This is a genomic window from Candidatus Polarisedimenticolia bacterium, from assembly GCA_036001465.1.
Taxonomy (GTDB): domain Bacteria; phylum Acidobacteriota; class Polarisedimenticolia; order Gp22-AA2; family Gp22-AA2; genus Gp22-AA3.
In genome coordinates, this window is record DASYUH010000053.1 from 1 (window position 1) to 19,956 (window position 19,956).

Genomic DNA, 19,956 nt, shown 5'->3' on the forward strand with positions numbered 1-19,956 from the left:
CTGTTCACGAACTACACCGTCACCGGGATCAACTGGTCGGTCAATCTCGGCGGGACCGAGACCTTCATCACCGGGTCCGGCACCTACCGGATCGGCGGCGAGTTCGCGCTGCAGCAGGAGCTGACGCTCGACCTGAAGGTCGGGGACAACAAGGTCGAGCGCTTCACCAGCGGTCTCGTGACCGGCCCGGCCCCCTTCCCGGTGATCGCGATCACGATCTCGATCAACAACCAATACTGTTTCGACACCGTCTTCAGAATCCATGCGTCGCCCGTCCCCGCCGACCAGGTCACTCCCTACCGGCTGACGGAGAAGAGTACCTTCCAGCGCGGCTGCTTCGAGATGTGTGACTGTGTCATCGGTCCGCTGTTGCCGATCAAGGGGAACTTCGCCCTGGTTTCCCTCGCGTCGGAGGCGCCCTTCAGACAGTTCGCCGTGGTCGACGTCCGCTGGCTCGTGCAGCGGAGTCCCCTGGCCACCACGTCCTCGGGGACGCCGATCCGGGGGGCCGGCTTCTACACGTTCGGCGGGGACGGGGCGTCGCAGCAGCGCCTGTCGCTCCTGCTCTCCGTGGGCCGGGAGGAGCCGGCGCGCTACGACAGCGGCTGGATCGCGGGCGGCGACGCCTTCCCGCTCATCGACGCCCTCCTGTCGCAGAACGGCTCGAGGTGCTTCGACACGCAAATCGACGTCCACGCGGAGCCGCGCCCGACTCTCATCAGGCGCCCTCCGTTCCCGGACGCCACCGCGCCGTAGAATGTCCGACCCATGGGGAAGGCGCCTGGGGCCGGCGCGGCTGTGGAAGCGGCCGGCCCCGGGCTGGCCCGGGAGCCTGCCCGAATCCTCGGGCAGGCTCCTAGCCTTCGTACTTGAACGAGACCTTCAGCTTGGCGCGGTAGGCCTCGACCTTGCCGTCCTTGATCTGCATGTCGAGCGTGGCCACCTCCGCGACCCTCAGATCCCTGAGGGTCTGCGAGGCGCGCTTGACGGCCGCGGCCGCCGCCTTTTCCCAGGACTCGCTGCTCGTTCCGACCAGCTCGATGATCTTGTAGACGCTTTCGGCCATTCGGTCCTCCTCCGGGCCGCCTGCTCCCGGCGATTGAATGCGGTCCTCGGGCGGTCGATCCGCAGCGAGGCCGTGCGCCTGCAGCCTACACCGGGAACCGCTCTTCCGGTGCCCGGGGATTCACCCCGGCGACATCCGTGTTTTCCCGCCTGCCAATCAGGTGATCACCTGAAAGACTCGCGGACGCCGACGGCGTATATCTGCCGCGAAATTGAGTGGCCGCGTGTCGCGTCGAGCGTCCCACAACCTAAGGGAGGAGTGAGGCCATGAGCCAGCGGTGCATTGGATCGATCCTTCGAAGTCTTCCGTACGGCATCGCCGCAATCCTCATGCTGATCGCCGGACCTGCGGCGACGATACGAGCGGCCGAGCCGTCCAGCGGCACGCTCAGCGGCAGCAACGACGAGGCGACCTGGACGGGCACCTTCTACGCCCCCAATCCAGCCGCCTGCGCGACGAGCTCCGATCCGCTGTGCGATCACTTCCGCCTGACCATCGACGGCGGCTCGATCCGGCGGGTCCTGATCGCCATTTCGCCCGAGGCGGGGTTCGAAGACGACGACTACGACCTGTTCGTCTACGATGACCAGGGGGTCCTGGTCGCGAGCCAGGCGGACGGCGACGGCAACGAATCGGTCGTGATCGAGAACACCAGTTCGACGTTCTACGAAGTGCGGGTGCAGCCGTTCCTCATCACCCCCGGCTCGACCTACCGGGGCGTCGCCATGAAGACCCGCGAGCAGGCGGTCGACGCCGACGGGGCCGATTGCCTCGAGGCGGTCCCGTCGGACGCCGGCGTCCCCGGGGTGACCGACGCCGGGCAGTCCATCGAGCTCTCCGTCATGCTGCTCCTCGACGGCACCGACGCGACCGTCGCCGGACAGCTGATGGCGCGCGCCGCCGAGTCGTACGCGCCGCTCGGCATCAACCTGGTCCTGAAAAAAACGAAGGCCGTCTCCTACACGTCCTCGGTCTCGGAGGACCTCATCGCCGCGGCCAAGGCGACGGTGGGCGGGGTCCCCCCTCGGGGGATCGATCTGGTCGGCGTATTCACGACCAAGGAGATGCAGGCCATCGCCGGCGGCGCGACGGTGGTCGGGCAGGCCGACTGCATCGGCGGCGTCCGCTTCGACGAGCATTCGTTCTTCGTCGTCAGCGACATCCGCTCGATCGAGGATCCGCAGACCGGGACGACCGGCACGCTGAACGCTCTGGGCCTCAACCCCAACGTCGATGCGACGGCCGAAGTCATGGCGCACGAGATGGGGCACCTGATGGGGGCGCACCACCACTACGCCAATTGCGTGGAGGGGAACCTGTCGAGCGCCGGCCCCAACGATCTTTCCCCGTGCACGCTGATGTTCAACGCGGTCAACTTCGCGTCGCTGAACTTCGGAGTCCTCAGCGGGGCGGTCGTCCGCGGGCACGCGGTAGGGTACGCGGCCCCCTGAGCGCCGGCGGTCCTACGTCAACCGGATGACGACCGTGGTGGTGCAGAGCTTGTGGGATTTGTCACATAAATTATAGTAAATAGGTGGCTTAGTCTAGTTCGTTGAGCCGACCCCGGACCCCCGCCCGGGGTCGGCCGCTGTCTGCAACAACCTCCGCACCACCATGAGGTTGCACGAAACGGCCCCAGGTTCGATATTGGGAGGCGTATCACCTCGGGGGTTGGTGTGACCGGAAAGCAGATCTGCCGGGCGCTCGAGACCATGATGAACGAGGGGGCCGGCTTGGAGAAGATGCTGGCCGCCGCGGTCGACCACCTGCACCGATCCAATCCGAGGTTTCACTGGACGGGCATCTACGAGCTGTATCCCGACAGCGTCCTGCGGCTGGGACCGTTCATCGGCGCCCCCACCGATCACGTCTTCATCGCCGTGGGCCGCGGGATCTGCGGCACGGCGGTGGCGGAGAAGCGCAACATCGTCGTCCCGGACGTCTCGAAGGCCCCCAACTACCTGGCCTGCTCGACGTCGACGCGCTCGGAGCTGGTCGTTCTGATCCGCAAGGGGGACCGGATCTTCGCGCAGATCGACATCGACAGCCACGACCTGGACGCCTTCGATGCGGCCACCGTCGCCGAAGTGGAACAGGTGGCCGATTACCTGGCCGGAGCCTACCTCAAGACGGTGGACCCGTAATGGGTGCCGCGTCCCGGAACGCCCGCAAGGCAGCCGACCCCGACCTCTCCGAGAGCGCCCACGAGCGGAAGGTCGCCGAAGGCGAACGGCGTCTGCGCTCGCTCGACGAGAGGCTGAGAGTCCTCGAGCGGGAGCGGCAGAAGCTCTCCGCGCTCCTGCACCACACGGACGCGGGCTTCGTCTCCTTCGACTCGTCGCTCCGGGTGGTCTGGGCCAACGAGATGTTCGGCAGGCGGTTCGGCGGCGCGAACGACGCGGGCTCGATCCTCGGCAAGGCCTGCAACTCGATCCTGTGCGTTCGTCCGGAGCCGTGCGAGGAGTGTCCCGCCGCGCGGGCCTTCACCTCCGGAACGGTGGCCCACCATGAGATGCGGCTGGAGACGGGCGGGGGATCCCGGGACATCTACGTCACGGCGATGCCCATCCGATCGCTGGCCGGGGCGGTCGATGAGTCGATCGTCATGCTGCAGGACGTGTCGGACCTGAGGGTCCTGCGCCAGAGCGAGGCCCGCAAGGGGGCCATCCTGGACACGGCCCTGGACGCCATTCTCACCATCGATCATCTCGGGAAGATCACGGAGTTCAACCGGGCCGCGGAGCAGATGTTCGGGTATGCGCGGGCCGAGGCGATGGGCCGGGAAATGGCGGAGCTCATCATCCCGGAGAACCTGCGCGGGAAGCACCGGGCGGGGCTGGAGCGCACCGTCCGGACGGGGGAGAGCCGGATGGCGAACCGCCGTCTGGAGATGACCGCCATGCGCCGGGACGGGACCGAGTTCCCCGTGGAGATCATCATCACGCGGATCCCGCTGCCCGGGACACCCTTGTTCACGGGCTACGTCCGCGATCTGAGCGAGCGCCGGAAGGCCGAGGAGGCCCTGCGCAAGAGCGAGGAGCAGCTGCGCCAGTCGCAGAAGATGGAGGCGGTCGGGCTGCTGGCCGGCGGGATCGCGCACGACTTCAACAACCTCCTGACCGTCATCGGCGGGCGCTGCGACCTCCTGCGCCTGCGCCTTGCCCCGGACGACTCGACGCGGAGGGAGCTCGAGGTCATCAAGGACGCTTCGGCGCGCGCCACGGCGCTCACCCACCAGCTCCTGGCGTTCAGCCGCCGTCAGGTGCTGGCGCCGAAGGTCCTGAATCTCAATTCGGTCATCAGCAATCTCCTGCCGATGTTGCAGCGCCTGATCGGCGAGGACATCAACCTCGGGACGAAGCTGGGCCCGGATCTCGGGCACGTCAAGGCCGACCCGGGACAGATCGAGCAGGTGGTCATGAACCTCGTCGTCAACGCCAGGGACGCCATGGCGCAGGGCGGGAAGCTCCTCATCGAGACCCAGAATGCCGACGTCGACGAGGCCTATGCCCGGCAGCACGTTCCGACGCAGCCGGGCCGTTACGTCCTGCTGGTGGTCAGCGACAACGGGACGGGGATGAACCGCGACACGCAGACCCGCATCTTCGAGCCGTTCTTCACCACCAAGGAGCAGGGGAAGGGGACGGGGCTGGGCCTGGCGACCGTCTATGGGATCGTGAAGCAGAGCGGCGGCTACATCTGGGTCTACAGCGAAGTGGGACACGGAACGACGTTCAAGATCTACGTGCCGCGCGTGGACGAGGCGATCGCGCCGGACAGGCCGCCCAGGGCGCCGATCCAGGCGTCGGGGGTGTCCGAGACCATCCTGCTCGTGGAAGACGAGGAGATCGTCCGCTCCCTGGCGCGGGAGATCCTCGAGACACGCGGCTACAAGGTCCTCGAGGCGCAGGGAGGCCGCGAGGCTCTCCAGATCTGCGAGCGGTACGACGACGTCATCCACCTCGTGCTCACCGACGTCGTCATGCCCGAGATGAGCGGCCGGGTGCTGGCCGGACACTTGGCGAAGGTCCGCCCGGCGGCGAAGGTGCTCTACATGTCGGGGTACATGGGGGATGCCATCGCCCGGCACGGCATGCTCGAGGCCGGGGTGGCCTATCTCCAGAAGCCCTTCACGATCGAGTCGCTCACGCAGAAAGTCCGTGAGGTCCTGGATCGGCCGGCCCCGTGAGTCTTCAGAACCGGCGGATGAACCCGGCCAGCACCACGTAATCCGCGAACGCGGCGTCCCCCTGGCCGCCGTCTTCGATGTCCGGGACGCTCCTGACCCTGTCGCGGTGCAGCGCCCAGGGAACCATCAACGAAACGGTGTAGGAGCCCTTGCTGTAGCTGAAGCCCGGCTCGACGGAGGTGGCGTAGCCCGGGCGGCGGAAGCCGTGGCTGTCGCCTATCAGGTCGTGAGTCGGAATCCCCTCCATGCGTCCACCCAGGCTCAGCCCGATGTGCTGCGTGGGAAACCAGGTCACGCCCCCCCGGTAGAGGTACTGGTCCGCGACGGACATGATCTCCTCTCCGGCGCCGCTCCGGTAGGTCGCGACGCCGTTCTTGCCTTCGGGATTGATCAGATACGTCCCGGTGACATAGAGCGCGCCTTTGTTCTTGGCGAAGCGGTAGAAACCCTGCAGATCCATGATCGTGCCGAAGCCGCCGTCGCCGGGCTGGATCGACTGGTCCACGGTGCGGACCACGTTCTCGGTCTCGAACGTGCCCGGCACGGTCGGCGTCGTGTCGCGAATCACCCGGGTGTCGTGCACGTTGTCGGCGCCCGTGGGCAGCTTGACCCCGAAGCCCAGCGCGATGTTGTATTTCGTCTGCTTGGTCGGATCGAACATCCAGCGCCGCGGCGTGATGCTGATGTCGCCCATGCCCCGCGCCTGCGTCTCGGAGCGCATGACGACCGGGTCGTTGCCGAACTGGTTGGGGGGCTGGAACGGGTCGCGGATCGCCTGCGATCGGACCGCCATCAGATAGGGGATCCCGACCGTCAGGCTCCAGCGAGGGGTGTACGTCCGGGTGATCGCCAGCTCGAGCTGGTGGATCCGGTTGATGACCTGGCTCCCCTCGGCCTGGCGTTCGGTGTCTTCATGGCTTCCGGTGAAATGGCGATCGGACTTCTGGTAGCGCCACGAGAACGCCACGGACCAGCTGTCCGGCTTGCCGAAGGCCTCTTCCGCGCCGAGCACGGGCGCGTTCATTCTCGCGGCGACTCAACCCTGGGCGTAGGCCGGCCGGGGGCCGAGCGCGAAGCCGGCCAGGACCATACCCGCGGCGAGAGCCATGCGGACGGGCAAACGATGCGCTTTCATGACTCCCCCTCGAGCAGGCGCGGCGGCCCGCAGCAGTCGTGTTGATCGGACCCCGGGAAGTTTGCAAATCGCGTTCCACGCCGATCCCGGGGGGAATCATGGATTGCGGGCCTTGAAGCGCCCGCGGTCATTCATAGCCTCTACGAACCGACGGCCGGCCATCATAGAAGCTACGCGGGTCAGGGGCCCGGGCGGACGGTCGGAGGGGCTCTCAGGGTATCCAGTACCAGGCCTTGACGCGGGCCCAGCGGATGGCGGGGCGGAAGATCACGTCCCAGAGCGGGCGCCGGCCGGCGGCGATCTTGGCGTAGCCGGTCATGTCGGACTTGAGGAGGCCGTCGGGGTTCGGGACCTCGGTCACCACGCGCAGGACGCGGGTCGAGGCGCCGGGGATCTGCAGGGCGGCGAGATCGGCCGAGTCCTCCTGGACGATCGCGGTGGTCGAGGTCCGTGATGCGGGGGCCGCGACGGGGGCGATGCTCACCACGCGGCCTTCAATCGGGGTATCGTGCCACGTCCAGGCGATCAGGCGGACGGGCGCCCCGGGCCGGACCTCGCTGACCTCCTCCTCGCTCACTTCCACCTCGGCCCGCACCGTGCGCGCGTCCTCGATCTCCATCACCAGGTCGCGCTGTCCGGGCTTCAGGTACATGCCGGAGACCAGCTCGACGTCGGGCGTGACGACGCGTCCGGCGATGGGGCTCGACAGCGTGGTGCTTTCGAGATCGGCGAGGTAGTCGTCCGCCAGGGCCTGCAGCGCCTTCTGATCGGCGAGGAGCGCACGCACCTGCTCCTCGCGGGACGGGCTGATGATCAGGTCGAGGTCGGCGAGCGCCTCCTGCAGCCGGGAGGCGTCCATGTCGCGCTGGTGCAGGGCGTTCTCGTAGTCCTTCTCCGAGACCAGGCCGTCCTCGAAGAGGCGGGTCACGCGCTCGGCGCGCGGCTTGCTCCACGCCAGGGCCGCCTGGGCCTTGCGCACGCCGGCCCGCACGCGCTCGATCTGCTCCGGCCTGGCGCCGCTCTCGACGAGAGCCAGCTCCGCCCGCACCCTGTCGACCTGGCCCTGCGCGGCGACCAGGTTCCGCGTCGAGGCCCGCCCGGAGAGGAGGGCCAGCGGCTGGCCGGCCTCGACCCACTGCCCCTCGCTCACCAGGACCTGCTCGACGACCCCCTCGACCTCGGAGCGGATCTCCGCGCGCTGCCTCGGCAGGAAGCGGAACGGCCCGCCGGTCTCGTAGGCGACGGGGATGAATCCGAGGGCGGCGATGGCGCCGGCCAGCGCCAGGCGCGCCCCCCAGCGGAGCGGGCCGCCGCCGCGCGCGCACAGCCAGCGGAACGGGCGCAGCTTCATGAGGACGTGGAACAGCGGCTTCTGGGCGAAGTAGACCGCCACCAGGATCGTGGCGATCGCGCCGGCCCCTTCGTACGCCGGCGTGAGCTGGCTCCAGAACATCCACAGCACGACCCCCAGGTGCAGGAAGGCGTAGAAGAACGTGAGGGCCCCGTAGAGCAGGAACCAGCGTTTCTCGCGCCGCGTGAGGATCTCGGGGAGGGGCCGCCTGAGCGTCCACGAGCCGAGGATGGCGAGCGAGCGCTCGCGCAGGCGCGGCACCCCGATGATGCTGACGAGGAGAAGGTAGCCGTCCATCTGGACGAGCGGGTTGGCCCCGAAGAGCAGGAGACCCATCCCGGCGGCGAACGACATCGACAGCCAGAAGAGGTTGGCCGCGGAACCGGGGGCGGTCAGCCACCAGCCGATCGTCCCCACTCCCCAGACCAGGAGCTGGTAGAAGATGCCGGAGAAGATCGCCCAGCGGCGCTTCTCCTTCCCGGCGACCCAGATGATCTCCCCCCAGTCGCAGTACAGGGCGGGCATGACGTAGTAGAGAAGCCCCAGCCCGATTCCGGAGACCTGCCCGCCGCAGCGCTTGCACATGATGCCGTGCACCAGCGCCCGCGGGCTCTGGACCACGAAGCACGACAGCGCCATGGTGAGGGCGACGAACCCGGGCGACCAGTGGAGCCAGACGGCATGGGTGTAGGCGCCGAAGCGGAGCGCCAGGATGACGGAGGAGGCGGCGAGCGCGGCGGCCCCGGCGTACTGCGCCGGGCGGCTGAACAGCCACCCGAGGCGGCGGCCGAGGGCCGCCAGGAAACGGTCTCCCTTCATCAGCCTGATCCGGGCGAGCGGCAGGAAGACCTCGGGGTCGAGGATCTCGGCGAAGGTGCGTCGCCGCTGCCGGGCGCTCACGTCGGCCAGGAGCCCCTGATCGGCCAGCTGGCCCAGGAACACCTCGAAGTCCTTCTCGCGGAGCGGCGCCCCGAACTTCTCGCCGTAGAGGGCGTAGATGTCGTCGAGGGACGTCCGGCCGTCCAGCTTCTCGCACAGGAAGGCGCCCGCCTCGCCGCACTCGAACACGAGGAGGGTCTTCGGGTCGCGGACGAAGTGCTGCGCGGGCATCTCCCCCCTGGCCGGCCAGGAGAAATGCTCCACGTCGCTCCTCAGTCGGGGCAGCCCCTCCGCGAACCCTTCATCTCGGCCGCTCATCCGACCTCGACCTTCGCCAGGCGTTCCTTCGCGGCCTCGAGGCCGGGCTCGATCTCGAGCGCCTTGCGGTAGGCCGCGGCCGCGCTCCGGGCGTCGTTCAGCGCCCGGAAGGCATCCCCCAGGTCGAGGTGCGCCGCCGCCTTGCGGGCGTTGATCCGGATCGATGCGTGGTACTCGGCGATGGCGCGCGTGTAGTCCGCCTGCTGCGCGTGGGCGTTCCCCAGCCGCCGGTGGGCCTCGGCGTAGAGCCGGTTGTGCCGGATCGCTTCCTGGAAGGCGGCGATCGCCTCGGCGGGCCGGTCGCGCGCCAGGTGCAGGTTGCCGATCCGGAGATGGACGCCGGCGCGGTTCGGCTTGAGGCGCAGCGCCTCCTGGTACGCCGCCAGGGCCCCGGCGTATTTCCCCTGCTCGGCATGCAGATCGCCGATCCTCAGGCGGGCCACGACCAGGGTGGGGCGGATGGCCAGCGCGGCCTCGAACTCGGCGATCGCCTCGGCGTGCCTCCTGCCCGAGGCCAGCAGGTCTCCGAGCTGCACGTGCGCCGTCGCGAGCTGCGGGTTCGTCTGCAGCGCCCCCTCGTACGCCTGGAAGGCCTCGGCGTCCTGGCCCATGGCCAGGTGGGCCCGGCCGAGGCGGAACGAGGCGAGGAGGAAATCGGGCTTCAGGCGGAGCGTTTCCCTGAACTCCTCGGCCGCCTCGACGTGGCGCTTCTGGGCCAGATAGACGTTCCCCAGGGTGAAGTGGACGAAGGGGCGGTCCGGGTTCTGCCGCAGGACCAGGAGAAACTCCTCCGCGGCCTCGTCCAGGCGCTTCTCCTGGAGGTGGATGAGTCCGAGACAGTAGTGGGCCTCGGCCAGGTCGGGATTGTGCTCCAGGGCCGCGGCGTAGCACGCGGCGGCGCGGTCCCCCTGCCTCTGCCTCAGGTAGACGTTTCCGAGACCGAAGTGCGCCATGGCGGAGTCGGGCTTCTCCTCGAGGGCCGCCTCGAACTCCCGGATCGCCTCGGCGTACTTCTTCTGCTTCAGATACAGGTTGCCGATGACGATGCGCGTCTCGGGTCCCTTCCCCATGGGGCGAAGCCGCGGGATCGGCGGCTCGCCGGGTTCGTTCGTCTCGTCCGAATCGGGTCGCATCGCTATTCTCAAAGCCCTACGGCATCGGGTGTTCGGCGAAGAACTTCAACATCACGTCGTTCGAGATGTCCTTGGTCGTCTTGCCGATGTACCAGGTCATGACCGGCTTGCCGCCCGGCCAGGAATGGCCGCCCCCCTCGATGCGGCAGAGCCCGACCGCGGTGCCGTCGGCGCAGCGGTCGTACACCTCGCAGGAGACCTCTCCCTTGTTGTAGAGCGGCCGGTGGTCCTGCGAGCAGCGGTCGATCTTCAGCCAGGTCTGCAGGAACTCCTCCACCGAGGGGAAGGGGTGCCTGGCGCCGGCCCCCTTGAAGTCCCCGCCCCCCTTGTAGGGGACGAACTTGTCCCCCGTGCCGTGGTAGATGAGGACCGAGACCGGGCGCTTCGGCGTGCAGGTGGAGTCCATCATCGCCCCCGAGATCGGGGCGATGGCGGCGATCTTGTCGGACAGGTCGCACGCCAGGTTGTTGGCGAACATGCCGCCGTTCGAGATGCCGGTGGCGTACACCCTCTTCGGGTCGACGCACCCCGTCCCGACCAGCTCGTCGATCAGGGCCGACATGAACTCGATGTCCGGCGATCCCTTCTCCATCGCCAGCCCGCAGCACTCCGCGGCGTTCCAGGTCCCGCCGATGAGGCCTTTCATTCCCGAGGGGTAGGCGGCGATGAACCCGTTCGCGTCCGCCGCCGGGTCCATCATGGAAAATCCCTTCACGTTCGGGCCGGACCCGGCGCCGCCGTGCAGGGTGATCACCATCGGCCGCGCCCTGCCCGCGCCGGACGGCGGCACGTGGAGGACGTACTCGCGCTTCTTCCCCTTCACCATGATGGTCCGGTTGCTGTCCCCCGGCTTGAGGGTGCACTCGCCCCGGGCGGGCGGCGCCTCGGGGGGCGCGGACGGACGGGCATAGGTGCAGACGGCGAACAGGCAGAGCGGCAGGGCGACGAGAGGGCCCGCGATGGTGGACGGAAGTCTCAAGTGGTCCTCCTCCTCATGTCGTGGAGCGCCGGGCACGGGACGGCGCGATCACGGGATTGAGCAGCCACGTGTCTTCGGGCAAGGCCACAAGATACAGGATGAAGTCGGCGACGCGCTCCGCCGACAGCATGTCCCTGGGCCGGAAGATGGGGCCGTTCTGGGCCAGGATCGGAGTGTCCACGACCTCGGGGAGGACCGACTGCACGCGGATGCCGTACGGACGGACCTCCTCCGCCAGGCTCTCGGACAGCCCGATGACGCCGAACTTGGAGGCGCAGTACGCCGAGTCGCAGGCGACCCCCTTGCGCCCCGACATGGAGGACAGCGTGATGATGTTGCCGCGCCTCTGCTTCTGCATGACCGGAAGGACGGCGCGGATGGTCAGGAACATGCCGGTGAGGTTCGTCTCGATCACCCGGTCCCAGGCGTCCGCGGAGGTGTCGGCGAGCGTCTGCGGCTTGCCCGGCACGCCGCGCAGGATGCCGGCGCTCGCCACCAGGATGTCGATGCGGCCGAAGCGCTCGAGGGCCTCGTCCCGCATGGCGTTCACCTGGTCTTCCCGCCGCACGTCCACGGCCCGGCCGAAAACCGCCGCCCCCGGGCGCCCGGCCAAAAGGCCTCGGACGGTCTCCGCGGTGCGCTCCGGGCTCACGTCGGCCACCAGGACGGAGGCCCCCTCGCGCACGAGACGCGACGCGACCGCCAGCCCGATGCCGCTGGCGCCACCCGTGACGATCGCCGCCTGTCCCTCGAGACGCCCGCTCACGCGACCGGCTCCTCGCCCCGTCCGATCGAGGCCCCGGGGCCGGGGGCCCGGAAGGCGGGCCGGCGGTGGCTGCGCAGGGGAACGATGACCGGGTTGTGCAGCACCGTGTCGCGCGGCAGCAGGACGGTGTACAGGATGAGCTCGGTGACCCGCTCGACCGGCATGGTCTTCTCGGGCGGGGGGACCGGCAGGTTCTGGTCCCACATCGCCGTCGACGCCGGGCCGGGACAGATGGTCGTCACGCGGATGCCGGAGCGCCGCACCTCTTCGGACAGCGATTCGCTCAGGCCGATGATGCCGAACTTCGAGGCGCAGTAGGCGGCGTCGTAGGCGAAGCCGCGCAACCCGGAGGTGGACGAGACATTGATGATGTCGCCGCTCTTCTGGCTCGTCATCGCCGGCAGGACGGCGCGGTTCGACAGGAACGTGCCGCGCAGGTTGGTGCGCAGGATGGCGTTCCAGTCGAGAAGCGTGAGCTCGGTCGCCGTCTTCGGGCCCTTGCCGCTTCTCAGGATGCCGGCCGAGGCGAGCAGGATGTCGATGCGGCCGAAGCGCTCGAGCACGCGATCGGCCATCCGCGCCATGTCCTCTTCGCTCCCCACGTCGAGCACCAGGGACAGGTGCCCGGCTCCGGGCGCCGTGCCGGCCTTCCCGGCCTCCGCGATCGTCTCCTCCAGGCGGGAGGCGCTGCGCCCGACGGCCACCACCGAGGCCCCCGCGCGCGCGAAGGCGACGGCGGCCGAGCGGCCGATGCCGCTGCTGCCGCCGGTCACCACGGCGACCTTGCCGAGCAGGGGCGGCCCGGCGTCCGGGACCGTGGACGGCGGGGGGCCCTCAGGCGGCGTCATGCGATCCTCCCGGCCCGGTCGCCTCGCCGTTCCGCACGGCGATCACCTCGAGCCACAGCCGCGGGACCGTCTGCCGGCCGGTGGCTTCGAGGACCGGGGCGACCGATCGCGCCAGCGCCTCGCTCGCCAGGGGGACGGGGAAGCCGCTCAGGAGGGCGCCGGCGCATCCTGCATAGGCGCCGATCGCCTCGAACGAGCTGCGGGTCATGACCGCGGTGCGCCGGTTCACGCTCCTTATGGCGAACCCGCGGCCCGTCAGGGCGGCGGTGTACTCGTCGGGGGAGGGCCAGCGGCGCAGGAAAGGGGCGTCCCCCCGCCCGCGGGCGCGCGTGAGGCCCGGCCGCCCCTGGCTCCGCTCCTCGGCGTCCCGGCGCAGGACATACTTGAGCGCCTCCTTGACCCACTCCTCGTAGAAGCGCTCCGTTCCGGGAAGGAACGTCCCGGCGAAGAAGGAGGTGTTGAAGGCGAACAGGCCGCCGGGGCGCAGGACGCGATGGACCTCGTCGAGGAGCGGCCCCGGCTCCTTGAAGTAGTGGATGGCGTTGCCCATCAGGACCACGTCGGCGTCCGCGGACAGGACCGGCAGGCGGTCCGCCGAAGCGTTGACCAGCCGCACCCGGTCCGCGCGCCTCGGCTCGACGGGGGCTTCGAGCAGCCGGCGGCGCGCGTGGGCCAGGGACGCCCGCGACAGGTCCACGCCGAGGATCCGATCCGGCCCGCGAAGCTCGTCGAGCAGCAGCTCGGTCATGGTCCCGGTGCCGCACGCCAGGTCGAGGACACGGATCCCGCCGGAGCGCGGCACGCCGCCGAGCTCCAGGCTCCGGACGAAATCCCGGTTCAGCTCGACGTACGACGGCTCCCGGGAGAACGGGTCGTACGACGTGTCGATCGTCCCCGGACCGGCGGCCGCGTTGTCCATCAGCTCTTGAGCGCCCATCCGACCACGTAGTGTCGCATCCAGAAAAGGGTCAGGCCGAGGGCGGCCATGGCCCGGTTGTAGCCCTTGCGATCGATCGTGCCGGCGTCGAACCGCCGCCTCAGGAAGCGCGTGTAATGCCGCACGTACGGCACGAGGACCCGGTCGGTCGCGTCCTCCACCTCGACCCGGCGGAACCCGACGCGGCGGAACAGGGCCCGGTACTCGGCGATCCCGCGGACGAAGTTCGCGCCGCGCCGCGCCGGCGAGCGGCTCTCCAGCCACCACTCCACCAGGATGTCCGAGAAGACCAGCCTCCCGCCGGGGCGGAGCACGCGGTAGGCTTCGTAGAGGAATTTCTCGCGCGTGTTGAAATCGGAGCAGGCTTCGACACAGATGGCATTGTCGATCGATTCATCGGGGAAGGCGAGCCGCGTCGCGTCCATCGCCAAAAAGGCGCAGCCCGGGGCGTTGGCGCGCCCGGTGGCGAGCTGCTTCGTCGAGATGTTGATCGCCGTCACCGCCTCCGGCGGGTAGTTCCTGAGCAGGTGACGCGTCGTCGCCCCCTTCCCGCAACCGACGTCGAGGATCCCCCCCGTCTTGTCGGGGATGAACGACAGGAGCTTCTCGACCATGTTCTCGCACGCCTCCTTGAGCGAGCCCGTCGTCGGGGACCAGTAGCCGAGGTTGTGGAAGTCGCTCCCCTCGTACAGGGCGTGCGCCAGGTCCCCGTACATGGAGCGGTCGTAACGCTCGTTGATGATCCGATCGAAGCGGGCGCCCGGCATGAGGGTGGCTCTCCGTCCCGGCCGATCTACCGGGCCCGGCGCAGGGCGCGCGCCGCTTCGAGGTAGAGGAGCGCGCGCGCCGCGTGCTTGCGGGCGCCGGGCCGGTCCCCTTCGCGGGTGAGCATCTGCGCCCAGGCCTCCTCCAGGCGGGCCATGCGGCGCAGCCGCATGGCGCGCTCGGTCCCGGCCAGGCGGGCGTGATCGACCAGGGTGCGGAACCCGTTCGGCTTTCCGGGGGAGGGGCCCAGCCATTCGGCCCCGGGAGGCACCGTCTCCTCGACGCCGGCCGTCTCGCCGTCGTCTTCCCGCGGCACCTCCGGCTTGGGAGCGGCCGCCAGGACGTAGTAGCGGGTGCTCAGGGCGCTGACCAGCCGGCGGGTCATGAACTGGTTGTACGTCTTGCGGTTGATGCGCCCCGCCTCGAACAGCCCGCACAGGTAACGGGTGATCGAGCGGCTCGATCGCACCCAGCTCTCCTCGGTGACGTCCTGGACTTCCGGATCGTCGAATCCGGCGCGGACCAGGACCGCCGCGTACGCCTGCGGATCGCGCACGTGGTTCTGCGGGTGGAGCATCCGGCTCACCGAATCGGCCCAGCGCTCGCACAGGATGTCGGCGAGGACGAGCCGGCCGCCCGGCTTGAGGACGCGCCAGGCCTCCTGCAGGAAGCGGCTGCGCGGCTGGAAGTGGAACGCCGCCTCGACGCAGATCACCGTGTCGAACGATTCGGAGGGGAAGTCCAGCCGCGTCGCATCCATCTGCCGGAAGGTGCAGCCGGGCGTGAACCGGCGCGCGACCTCGAGGTTCTTCTCGGCGAAATCGACGGCCGTGATCCTCTCGGGGGCGTAGTGACGGAGCAGGTGGCGCGTCGTGGCGCCGACGCCGCACGCCACGTCGAGAATGGTCCCCGACTTGTCGGGGACCAGGGCCAGGAGCTTCTCCATGAGGTTCTCGCAGGCCTCGCGCGCCCCCCTGGTCTCCGTCTCCCAGTAGCCGTAGTTCGCGAAGCAGCTCCCCTCGAAGTACTCGCCCTGGGGGCCCAGGAGCGAATCCTCCGACATCCACTGCTCGTAGTGCGACCGGATCCCGGTGCCGCGTTCAGTCACGATCGTCCCCGGTGTCCGAGGCGTCCGCCGCCGACACGTGCACGCGCGGGCCGTCCGGCATGCCCTTGCGCAGGAGAAGCGCCGTGACCGTCTTGTGCCACAACGTGCGCGCGTCGGCGCGCAGGGCCAGGTCGCGGTGCGCGCGCGCCTCGATGCGGGCGACGCCGGCCGCCTTCCGGTCGCCGGGCGATTCGGGGCCGCTCGCGGGCAGAGGGGCGTGCAGATCGGACGGATGCGCCCCGGGAGCGCCCGGCGCCGTCGCGCCGGATCCGGCCGCCGCGCCCGCGGCCGATCCATCCCGCGTCCCATCCCCGGCCGCGGCCTGGTCCCAGCGCGCCATGGCGTCGTGCGCCTCGGCCTCCTTGTCGAGGAGAAGCGCCAGCTCGCGGTGCAGCTGGCTCTGCCTCTTGGTCACCGAGGCCAGGAGCCAGTGCGCTTTCGCCGACCGCCGCACCCGGCCCCGCGTTTCGACCGCCTTCTTCCCGTCACGCTTCATGAACGCCTCCAGCCAGGAAGGCCTGTAGGCCTCCCGCTCAAATGCCTTCAACTGTCCCGTCTTTCCCGGGGCGGCCGAGGGCTCGCCGTCCCGGCCCCGCACCCGCGCTCCCGGGGGCTTGCGCGCGCCGGCGAGCACGTAGTAGCGCAGGCTCAGGAGAAGCGCCAGCCGGTTCGCCATGACCGAGCTCAAGCCGGCGGCGTCGATCTCGTCGTCCTGGTATTTCCCCACGGCGTAGCGGATGAAATGGTCGTTGCACCGGATGAAGCACTCCTCGGTGGCGTCCACCACGCAGGCGTCCTCGAACCCGGCCGCCCCGAGCGCGGCCCGGTACTGACCCGGTCCGGAGACGTAGTTCTTCGGGTGCAGGACGGGGCTCTTCTCCATGGCCGCCTGCGTGAACAGCATGTCCGACAGGACGAGCCGCCCGCCCGGTTTCAGCACCCGCAGCGCCTCGCGCAGGAAGCGGGCCCGCGTCCTGAAGTGGAACGCCGCCTCGACGCAGAGGATGTTGTCGAAGCTCTCGTCCTCGAAGTCGAGCTGGGTCGCGTCCATCACCAGGAACTCGCAGCCCGGCGCCGTCTGGTAGCAGGTGGCGATCTGCTTGTCCGAGATGTTGATGCCGGTGACGTTCCCGGGCCCGAACTGGCCGCCCAGGTAACGGGACGTGGCCCCCAGCCCGCAGGCGACGTCGAGAATCCGGCCGGCCCGCCCGGGCAGGAAGCCCAGCAGCCGCTCCATCAGGTTCTCGCACGCCTCCTTCTGGCTCGGCGTGTCCTCCTCCCAGAAACCGTAGTTCGAGTAGTGGCTGAAGCTGAAGTACTCGCCCGTGCGCAGGAGCGGGTGCTCGTACATGGCGCGGTCGTAGTGCACGTTGACCGCCCCGCCGGAGATGGTGTGGGCGGGCCGATCCTCGTCCGGCTCGATGTCGGGCCGGCCCATCCAGACCTCGCAGCCTCCGCGCGGGTTGTCGGCATAGGTCCAGCCGGTGGCGGTCCGCACGGCGACCTGGGGGCCGAACGGGTTGGCGGTGCCGACGAACAGGCCCTCCGGGCGCCCGTGCAGGGTGCGCACGCCGTAGTTGTACGGATTGCCGAACCCGTCGCGGCTGACCTCGAACCAGTGCACGCCGTCGGGGGTGCGCCACAGGTCGAAGCCGGCCTCGCGGTCGACGATCTTCTGGGCGCCGAGGAGGCGCAGGCGAGGATGCACCCCCTTGGGCACGCGGTTCGGATCGATCCACCAGACGAAGATGCTCGAGTCGTACGTGCCGACGTACAGGCAGCCGTCGTGCTCCGTCATGCACCAGATGTAGCCGTTGAACCCGTTGTCGAACCCCGGGCCCAGGCCGCCGAGCGGCTTCATGTCGGTCCCGCCGATCCGGCGCTCCTGTCCCATGACGAGCTCCCAGCGATCGTCGGGGAAGATGCGGATCAGCTCCCCGGCCGCGGGGCCGGTCTCGAACTCGCGGTCGTAACCGCCCCGCCTGATCCCGGTGCCGACGTACAGGGCGTCCTTGAAGGGGCACATCGACATGACCGCCTGGTTCAGCTTCCCTCTGCCGGCTCCGTCGGAGAGCACCTTCGTCCAGCGGTAGGGGGGATTGCCGGAGGCATCGGTCTTCCAGACCTGGATGCCGGTGTAGGGGTTGGCGACTCCCGCGTAAAGGTGTCCGTCGAACACCGCCATCTCGAACACGCCGGCGCTCGTCGCATCCCCGAACCCCGGCTCGGAGGCGGCGCGCCACTCCTTCTTGCGCGGGTCGCGGCACTCGAGCACGACCCCTGGAAAGGCGCTGGCCCACATGCGCCCGCTGCCGGCGGGCGCCGCGAACAGCCGTCCCTTGAAGCCGATCAGGGCGCGGTACGAGCTGATCCGGCTGTCGCCGATGCCGGGGTCGGTCACCGCCTCGAAGCGCTCGCCGTCCGGCGATCGCAGGATGAGGGCCCCGGGCGCCTTGGACGACGACATCGTGCTGACGTACAGCGCCTCGGCGTCGTCGCTCTCGGTCCGGCAGACCACCATGCTGCGGTAGCCGAAGTCCCGCCACACCTTGTACCGGCCGTCCTGCGAGTCGATGCGGGGCGACTCGAACGCCATCTCGAACGGGCCGCCGAGAGGGGACGAGCGCCAGATCTGGCAGTTCTGCTCCAGCCCCGTGGCGTCCAGGCCGCGGGGGACCGGCACGGGCCACAGGTGGAAGGCGTCGGTCGACTGGTCGGGGGCGATGCTGACGAGCTGGAAGATGTTGCGCGTCGTCCCGACGTACAGCCGGCCGCGGAACCAGTTCATGCAGTGCGCATAGCTGTTGCGCGGATCGCCGAACCCCCCGTCGGCCATGAGCCGGAAGTTGCCGCGGCGCAGGCCGGTGGGCCGGCCTTCCCTCGGGGAGGGGGCGTTCTTCCCGGTGCGGGGCGCGGGCTCGATCATCTCAGGGCTTGTCCTCGCGGTCCCGGCGGCGCGCCGCGCGCAGCGTCTCACGCCAGGCACCCAGGAACTCGCGGATCTGCTCCCGGCGCCTCAGGATCACCGGGTCGAACGGGTCTCTGCGTCCGGCCGGTCCGCCGGCGGCCATCCGAGAGGTGACGAGGCGGCGCAGGCGCCTGACGTCCTCCTCCACGGGATCGGTGTCGTCGGCGTCGTCGAGCACGCGCAGCAGCCGCTGCAGGCGGCCGTCGCGCCTCCGGCCCCCGGCCCCGCGGCCGGACGCCCCGGACCTCCCGGACGCGGGGCGCCGCGCGGACGCCGCCGCCCGGGAGCGACCCGCGCCCGGCGAGCCCGCCGGCCGGATCAGCTCCTCCAGGCGCGCCAGATCGTCGTCGGCCCCCCCCTGTCCCAGGGCGCCGCCGGGATCGTCCGGCTCGAGCAAGGCCTCCATGCCGTCCAGATCCGTGTCGAGCCCGTCCAGGGGATCGTCCCGTTCCGCGTTCATCTCGTCCAGCTCCTCCATGATGGGCGCGAGATCGTCGAGGTCCGAGGCCTCGCCCCCTTCCAGATCGTCGGTGCCCAGGTCCTCGAGATCGTCCAGCCCCGTGTCGGGAAGCTCGCCGTCCAGAAGGCGCTGCAGGTGCAGCATCAGCTGCAGGTTCTTCATGGCCGCGCCTCCGCCACGGAGACGGGGGCCCCCTGCGTGACGCGTTCGAGAAACGCCGCGAGGTGCGCCACGAACACCAGGGGCTTCAGGAGCGGAAAGAAATGCCCCGCGGCCGGAACGATGACCGTCTCGGAGCCCGGCAGGGCCTGCGCCAGGGCGTGGCAGGTCCGGAGCCAGCGCGAACGCTCGCCGAACATCAGGAGCGCGGGCCGATCGAGCTTCCGGATCTCGTCCAGGGTCGGGCCGCCCGACTGCATCTCCTTCCAGGCCTCCGTCGTGCGCAGGAGCCGGAGCCACTGGTTGGCGGTGCGCCGGGCGCCGTTCCAGCGGCCGAACGGCACGAAGAAATCCCCCGCGTGTTTCGTCTGCCGGGCTTTTTCGAGCCCCGGCTCGGCCAGCTCCTCCAGGAGCCCGAAGGTCGCCTTCGGGGTCCCGGCCTGGACCTTGATCCCGATCGACTCGAGCTGCCCGCGCCAAGCCTTCCAGTAGGCCCAGTCCTGCCCCGAATCGATCGACTGGAGCGCATGGACGGTCGCGTCCGCCAGCGTCAGCGAGCGCACCCGATCGGGATGGCGCGCGGCGAACTCGAGACAGACCGTGCCACCGAAGCTGTGGCCGACCAGATCGGCGCGCCCGATTCCGGCATGATCCATGAGTCTCCCCAGATCGGTCGCCATGTCGGCGGGCGTGTAGCCCGAAGGGGGCATGGCGGACATGCCGTGCCCCCGCAGGTCGTACACCGTCACGCGGTGCCGGCGCGCCAGCTCCCGGGCGATGCGCGGGAACCAGAACGCCATGTTGGCGGCGATGCCGTGCACCATCACCAGGTCGGGACCCTCCCCCACGCTCTGGTAATGAATGCGGGTTCCGTCGAGCACGGCCTGCGGCATCG

General features: G+C 69.7%; 17 protein-coding genes. 4 read left to right on the forward strand and 13 right to left on the reverse strand.

All coding sequences use genetic code 11. The features are described from left to right. Positions 1 to 756: hypothetical protein (locus tag VGV60_10655; GenBank protein ID HEV8701718.1), on the forward strand; the 756-nt coding region annotated here is incomplete at its 5' end. A gap of 100 nt (positions 757 to 856) precedes the next feature. On the opposite strand, the gene VGV60_10660 is transcribed toward VGV60_10655, so the two are convergent. Further along, on the reverse strand, positions 857 to 1,066 hold the full coding sequence (locus tag VGV60_10660; protein HEV8701719.1) for a dodecin family protein: 210 nt from the start codon (positions 1,064 to 1,066) through the stop codon (positions 857 to 859). A 266-nt stretch (positions 1,067 to 1,332) separates the two neighbouring features. On the opposite strand from VGV60_10660, the gene VGV60_10665 reads away from it, so the two are divergent. The 3 genes from VGV60_10665 to VGV60_10675 all read left to right on the forward strand — a co-directional run bounded on the left by VGV60_10665 (position 1,333) and on the right by VGV60_10675 (position 5,255). Next, positions 1,333 to 2,517 carry a zinc-dependent metalloprotease family protein gene (locus VGV60_10665; protein HEV8701720.1) on the forward strand — a complete coding sequence of 395 codons (1,185 nt, stop codon included), beginning with the start codon at positions 1,333 to 1,335 and terminating at the stop codon, positions 2,515 to 2,517. A 225-nt stretch (positions 2,518 to 2,742) separates the two neighbouring features. Beyond that, on the forward strand, positions 2,743 to 3,210 hold the full coding sequence (locus tag VGV60_10670; protein ID HEV8701721.1) for a GAF domain-containing protein: 468 nt from the start codon (positions 2,743 to 2,745) through the stop codon (positions 3,208 to 3,210). Next, positions 3,210 to 5,255: a PAS domain S-box protein gene (locus VGV60_10675; GenBank protein HEV8701722.1), complete on the forward strand. Its 2,046-nt coding sequence runs from the start codon at positions 3,210 to 3,212 to the stop codon at positions 5,253 to 5,255. The genes VGV60_10670 and VGV60_10675 overlap by 1 nt, the downstream gene beginning before the upstream one ends. 4 nt (positions 5,256 to 5,259) lie before the next feature. On the opposite strand, the gene VGV60_10680 is transcribed toward VGV60_10675, so the two are convergent. From VGV60_10680 to VGV60_10735, 12 genes are all read right to left on the reverse strand, one after another. Beyond that, complete coding sequence (locus tag VGV60_10680; GenBank protein HEV8701723.1) at positions 5,260 to 6,279, reverse strand: hypothetical protein; 1,020 nt, start codon at positions 6,277 to 6,279, stop codon at positions 5,260 to 5,262. A 322-nt stretch (positions 6,280 to 6,601) separates the two neighbouring features. Beyond that, on the reverse strand, positions 6,602 to 8,938 hold the full coding sequence (locus tag VGV60_10685) for a PqqD family peptide modification chaperone (GenBank protein ID HEV8701724.1): 2,337 nt from the start codon (positions 8,936 to 8,938) through the stop codon (positions 6,602 to 6,604). After that, positions 8,935 to 10,071, reverse strand: a complete 1,137-nt coding sequence (locus VGV60_10690) for a tetratricopeptide repeat protein (GenBank protein HEV8701725.1) — start codon at positions 10,069 to 10,071, stop codon at positions 8,935 to 8,937. Before VGV60_10690 ends, VGV60_10685 begins: the two co-directional genes overlap by 4 nt. Positions 10,072 to 10,087: 16 nt before the next feature. Then, complete coding sequence (locus VGV60_10695; GenBank protein ID HEV8701726.1) at positions 10,088 to 11,050, reverse strand: PHB depolymerase family esterase; 963 nt, start codon at positions 11,048 to 11,050, stop codon at positions 10,088 to 10,090. A 13-nt stretch (positions 11,051 to 11,063) separates the two neighbouring features. Further along, on the reverse strand, positions 11,064 to 11,816 hold the full coding sequence (locus VGV60_10700) for an SDR family oxidoreductase (protein HEV8701727.1): 753 nt from the start codon (positions 11,814 to 11,816) through the stop codon (positions 11,064 to 11,066). Beyond that, positions 11,813 to 12,664 (reverse strand): SDR family oxidoreductase, encoded by an 852-nt coding sequence (locus VGV60_10705; GenBank protein HEV8701728.1) that lies wholly within the window; start codon positions 12,662 to 12,664, stop codon positions 11,813 to 11,815. Before VGV60_10705 ends, VGV60_10700 begins: the two co-directional genes overlap by 4 nt. Then, positions 12,651 to 13,583 (reverse strand): class I SAM-dependent methyltransferase, encoded by a 933-nt coding sequence (locus tag VGV60_10710; protein ID HEV8701729.1) that lies wholly within the window; start codon positions 13,581 to 13,583, stop codon positions 12,651 to 12,653. The genes VGV60_10705 and VGV60_10710 overlap by 14 nt, the downstream gene beginning before the upstream one ends. Beyond that, complete coding sequence (locus tag VGV60_10715) at positions 13,583 to 14,368, reverse strand: class I SAM-dependent methyltransferase (GenBank protein ID HEV8701730.1); 786 nt, start codon at positions 14,366 to 14,368, stop codon at positions 13,583 to 13,585. The genes VGV60_10710 and VGV60_10715 overlap by 1 nt, the downstream gene beginning before the upstream one ends. Positions 14,369 to 14,394: 26 nt before the next feature. After that, positions 14,395 to 15,474 (reverse strand): methyltransferase domain-containing protein, encoded by a 1,080-nt coding sequence (locus tag VGV60_10720; GenBank protein ID HEV8701731.1) that lies wholly within the window; start codon positions 15,472 to 15,474, stop codon positions 14,395 to 14,397. Beyond that, positions 15,467 to 18,400 (reverse strand): class I SAM-dependent methyltransferase, encoded by a 2,934-nt coding sequence (locus VGV60_10725; protein ID HEV8701732.1) that lies wholly within the window; start codon positions 18,398 to 18,400, stop codon positions 15,467 to 15,469. The genes VGV60_10720 and VGV60_10725 overlap by 8 nt, the downstream gene beginning before the upstream one ends. Position 18,401: 1 nt before the next feature. Then, positions 18,402 to 19,064: a hypothetical protein gene (locus VGV60_10730; GenBank protein ID HEV8701733.1), complete on the reverse strand. Its 663-nt coding sequence runs from the start codon at positions 19,062 to 19,064 to the stop codon at positions 18,402 to 18,404. Continuing rightward, a complete protein-coding gene (locus VGV60_10735) occupies positions 19,061 to 19,954 on the reverse strand; it encodes an alpha/beta hydrolase (GenBank protein HEV8701734.1) in 894 nt (297 codons plus the stop codon). Before VGV60_10735 ends, VGV60_10730 begins: the two co-directional genes overlap by 4 nt. Between the last annotated feature and the right edge of the window lie 2 nt (positions 19,955 to 19,956).

Excerpts from the sequence above, each read along its gene's own strand:
- VGV60_10660 (HEV8701719.1), bottom strand. The coding sequence starts at position 1,066 with ATGGCCGAAAGCGTCTACAAGATCATCGAGCTGGTCGGAACGAGCAGC.
- VGV60_10665 (HEV8701720.1), top strand. The coding sequence starts at position 1,333 with ATGAGCCAGCGGTGCATTGGATCGATCCTTCGAAGTCTTCCGTACGGC.
- VGV60_10675 (HEV8701722.1), top strand. The coding sequence starts at position 3,210 with ATGGGTGCCGCGTCCCGGAACGCCCGCAAGGCAGCCGACCCCGACCTC.
- VGV60_10680 (HEV8701723.1), bottom strand. The coding sequence starts at position 6,279 with ATGAACGCGCCCGTGCTCGGCGCGGAAGAGGCCTTCGGCAAGCCGGAC.
- VGV60_10685 (HEV8701724.1), bottom strand. The coding sequence starts at position 8,938 with ATGAGCGGCCGAGATGAAGGGTTCGCGGAGGGGCTGCCCCGACTGAGG.
- VGV60_10690 (HEV8701725.1), bottom strand. The coding sequence starts at position 10,071 with ATGCGACCCGATTCGGACGAGACGAACGAACCCGGCGAGCCGCCGATC.
- VGV60_10705 (HEV8701728.1), bottom strand. The coding sequence starts at position 12,664 with ATGACGCCGCCTGAGGGCCCCCCGCCGTCCACGGTCCCGGACGCCGGG.
- VGV60_10710 (HEV8701729.1), bottom strand. The coding sequence starts at position 13,583 with ATGGACAACGCGGCCGCCGGTCCGGGGACGATCGACACGTCGTACGAC.
- VGV60_10715 (HEV8701730.1), bottom strand. The coding sequence starts at position 14,368 with ATGCCGGGCGCCCGCTTCGATCGGATCATCAACGAGCGTTACGACCGC.
- VGV60_10725 (HEV8701732.1), bottom strand. The coding sequence starts at position 18,400 with ATGATCGAGCCCGCGCCCCGCACCGGGAAGAACGCCCCCTCCCCGAGG.
- VGV60_10730 (HEV8701733.1), bottom strand. The coding sequence starts at position 19,064 with ATGAAGAACCTGCAGCTGATGCTGCACCTGCAGCGCCTTCTGGACGGC.
- VGV60_10735 (HEV8701734.1), bottom strand. The coding sequence starts at position 19,954 with ATGCCGCAGGCCGTGCTCGACGGAACCCGCATTCATTACCAGAGCGTG.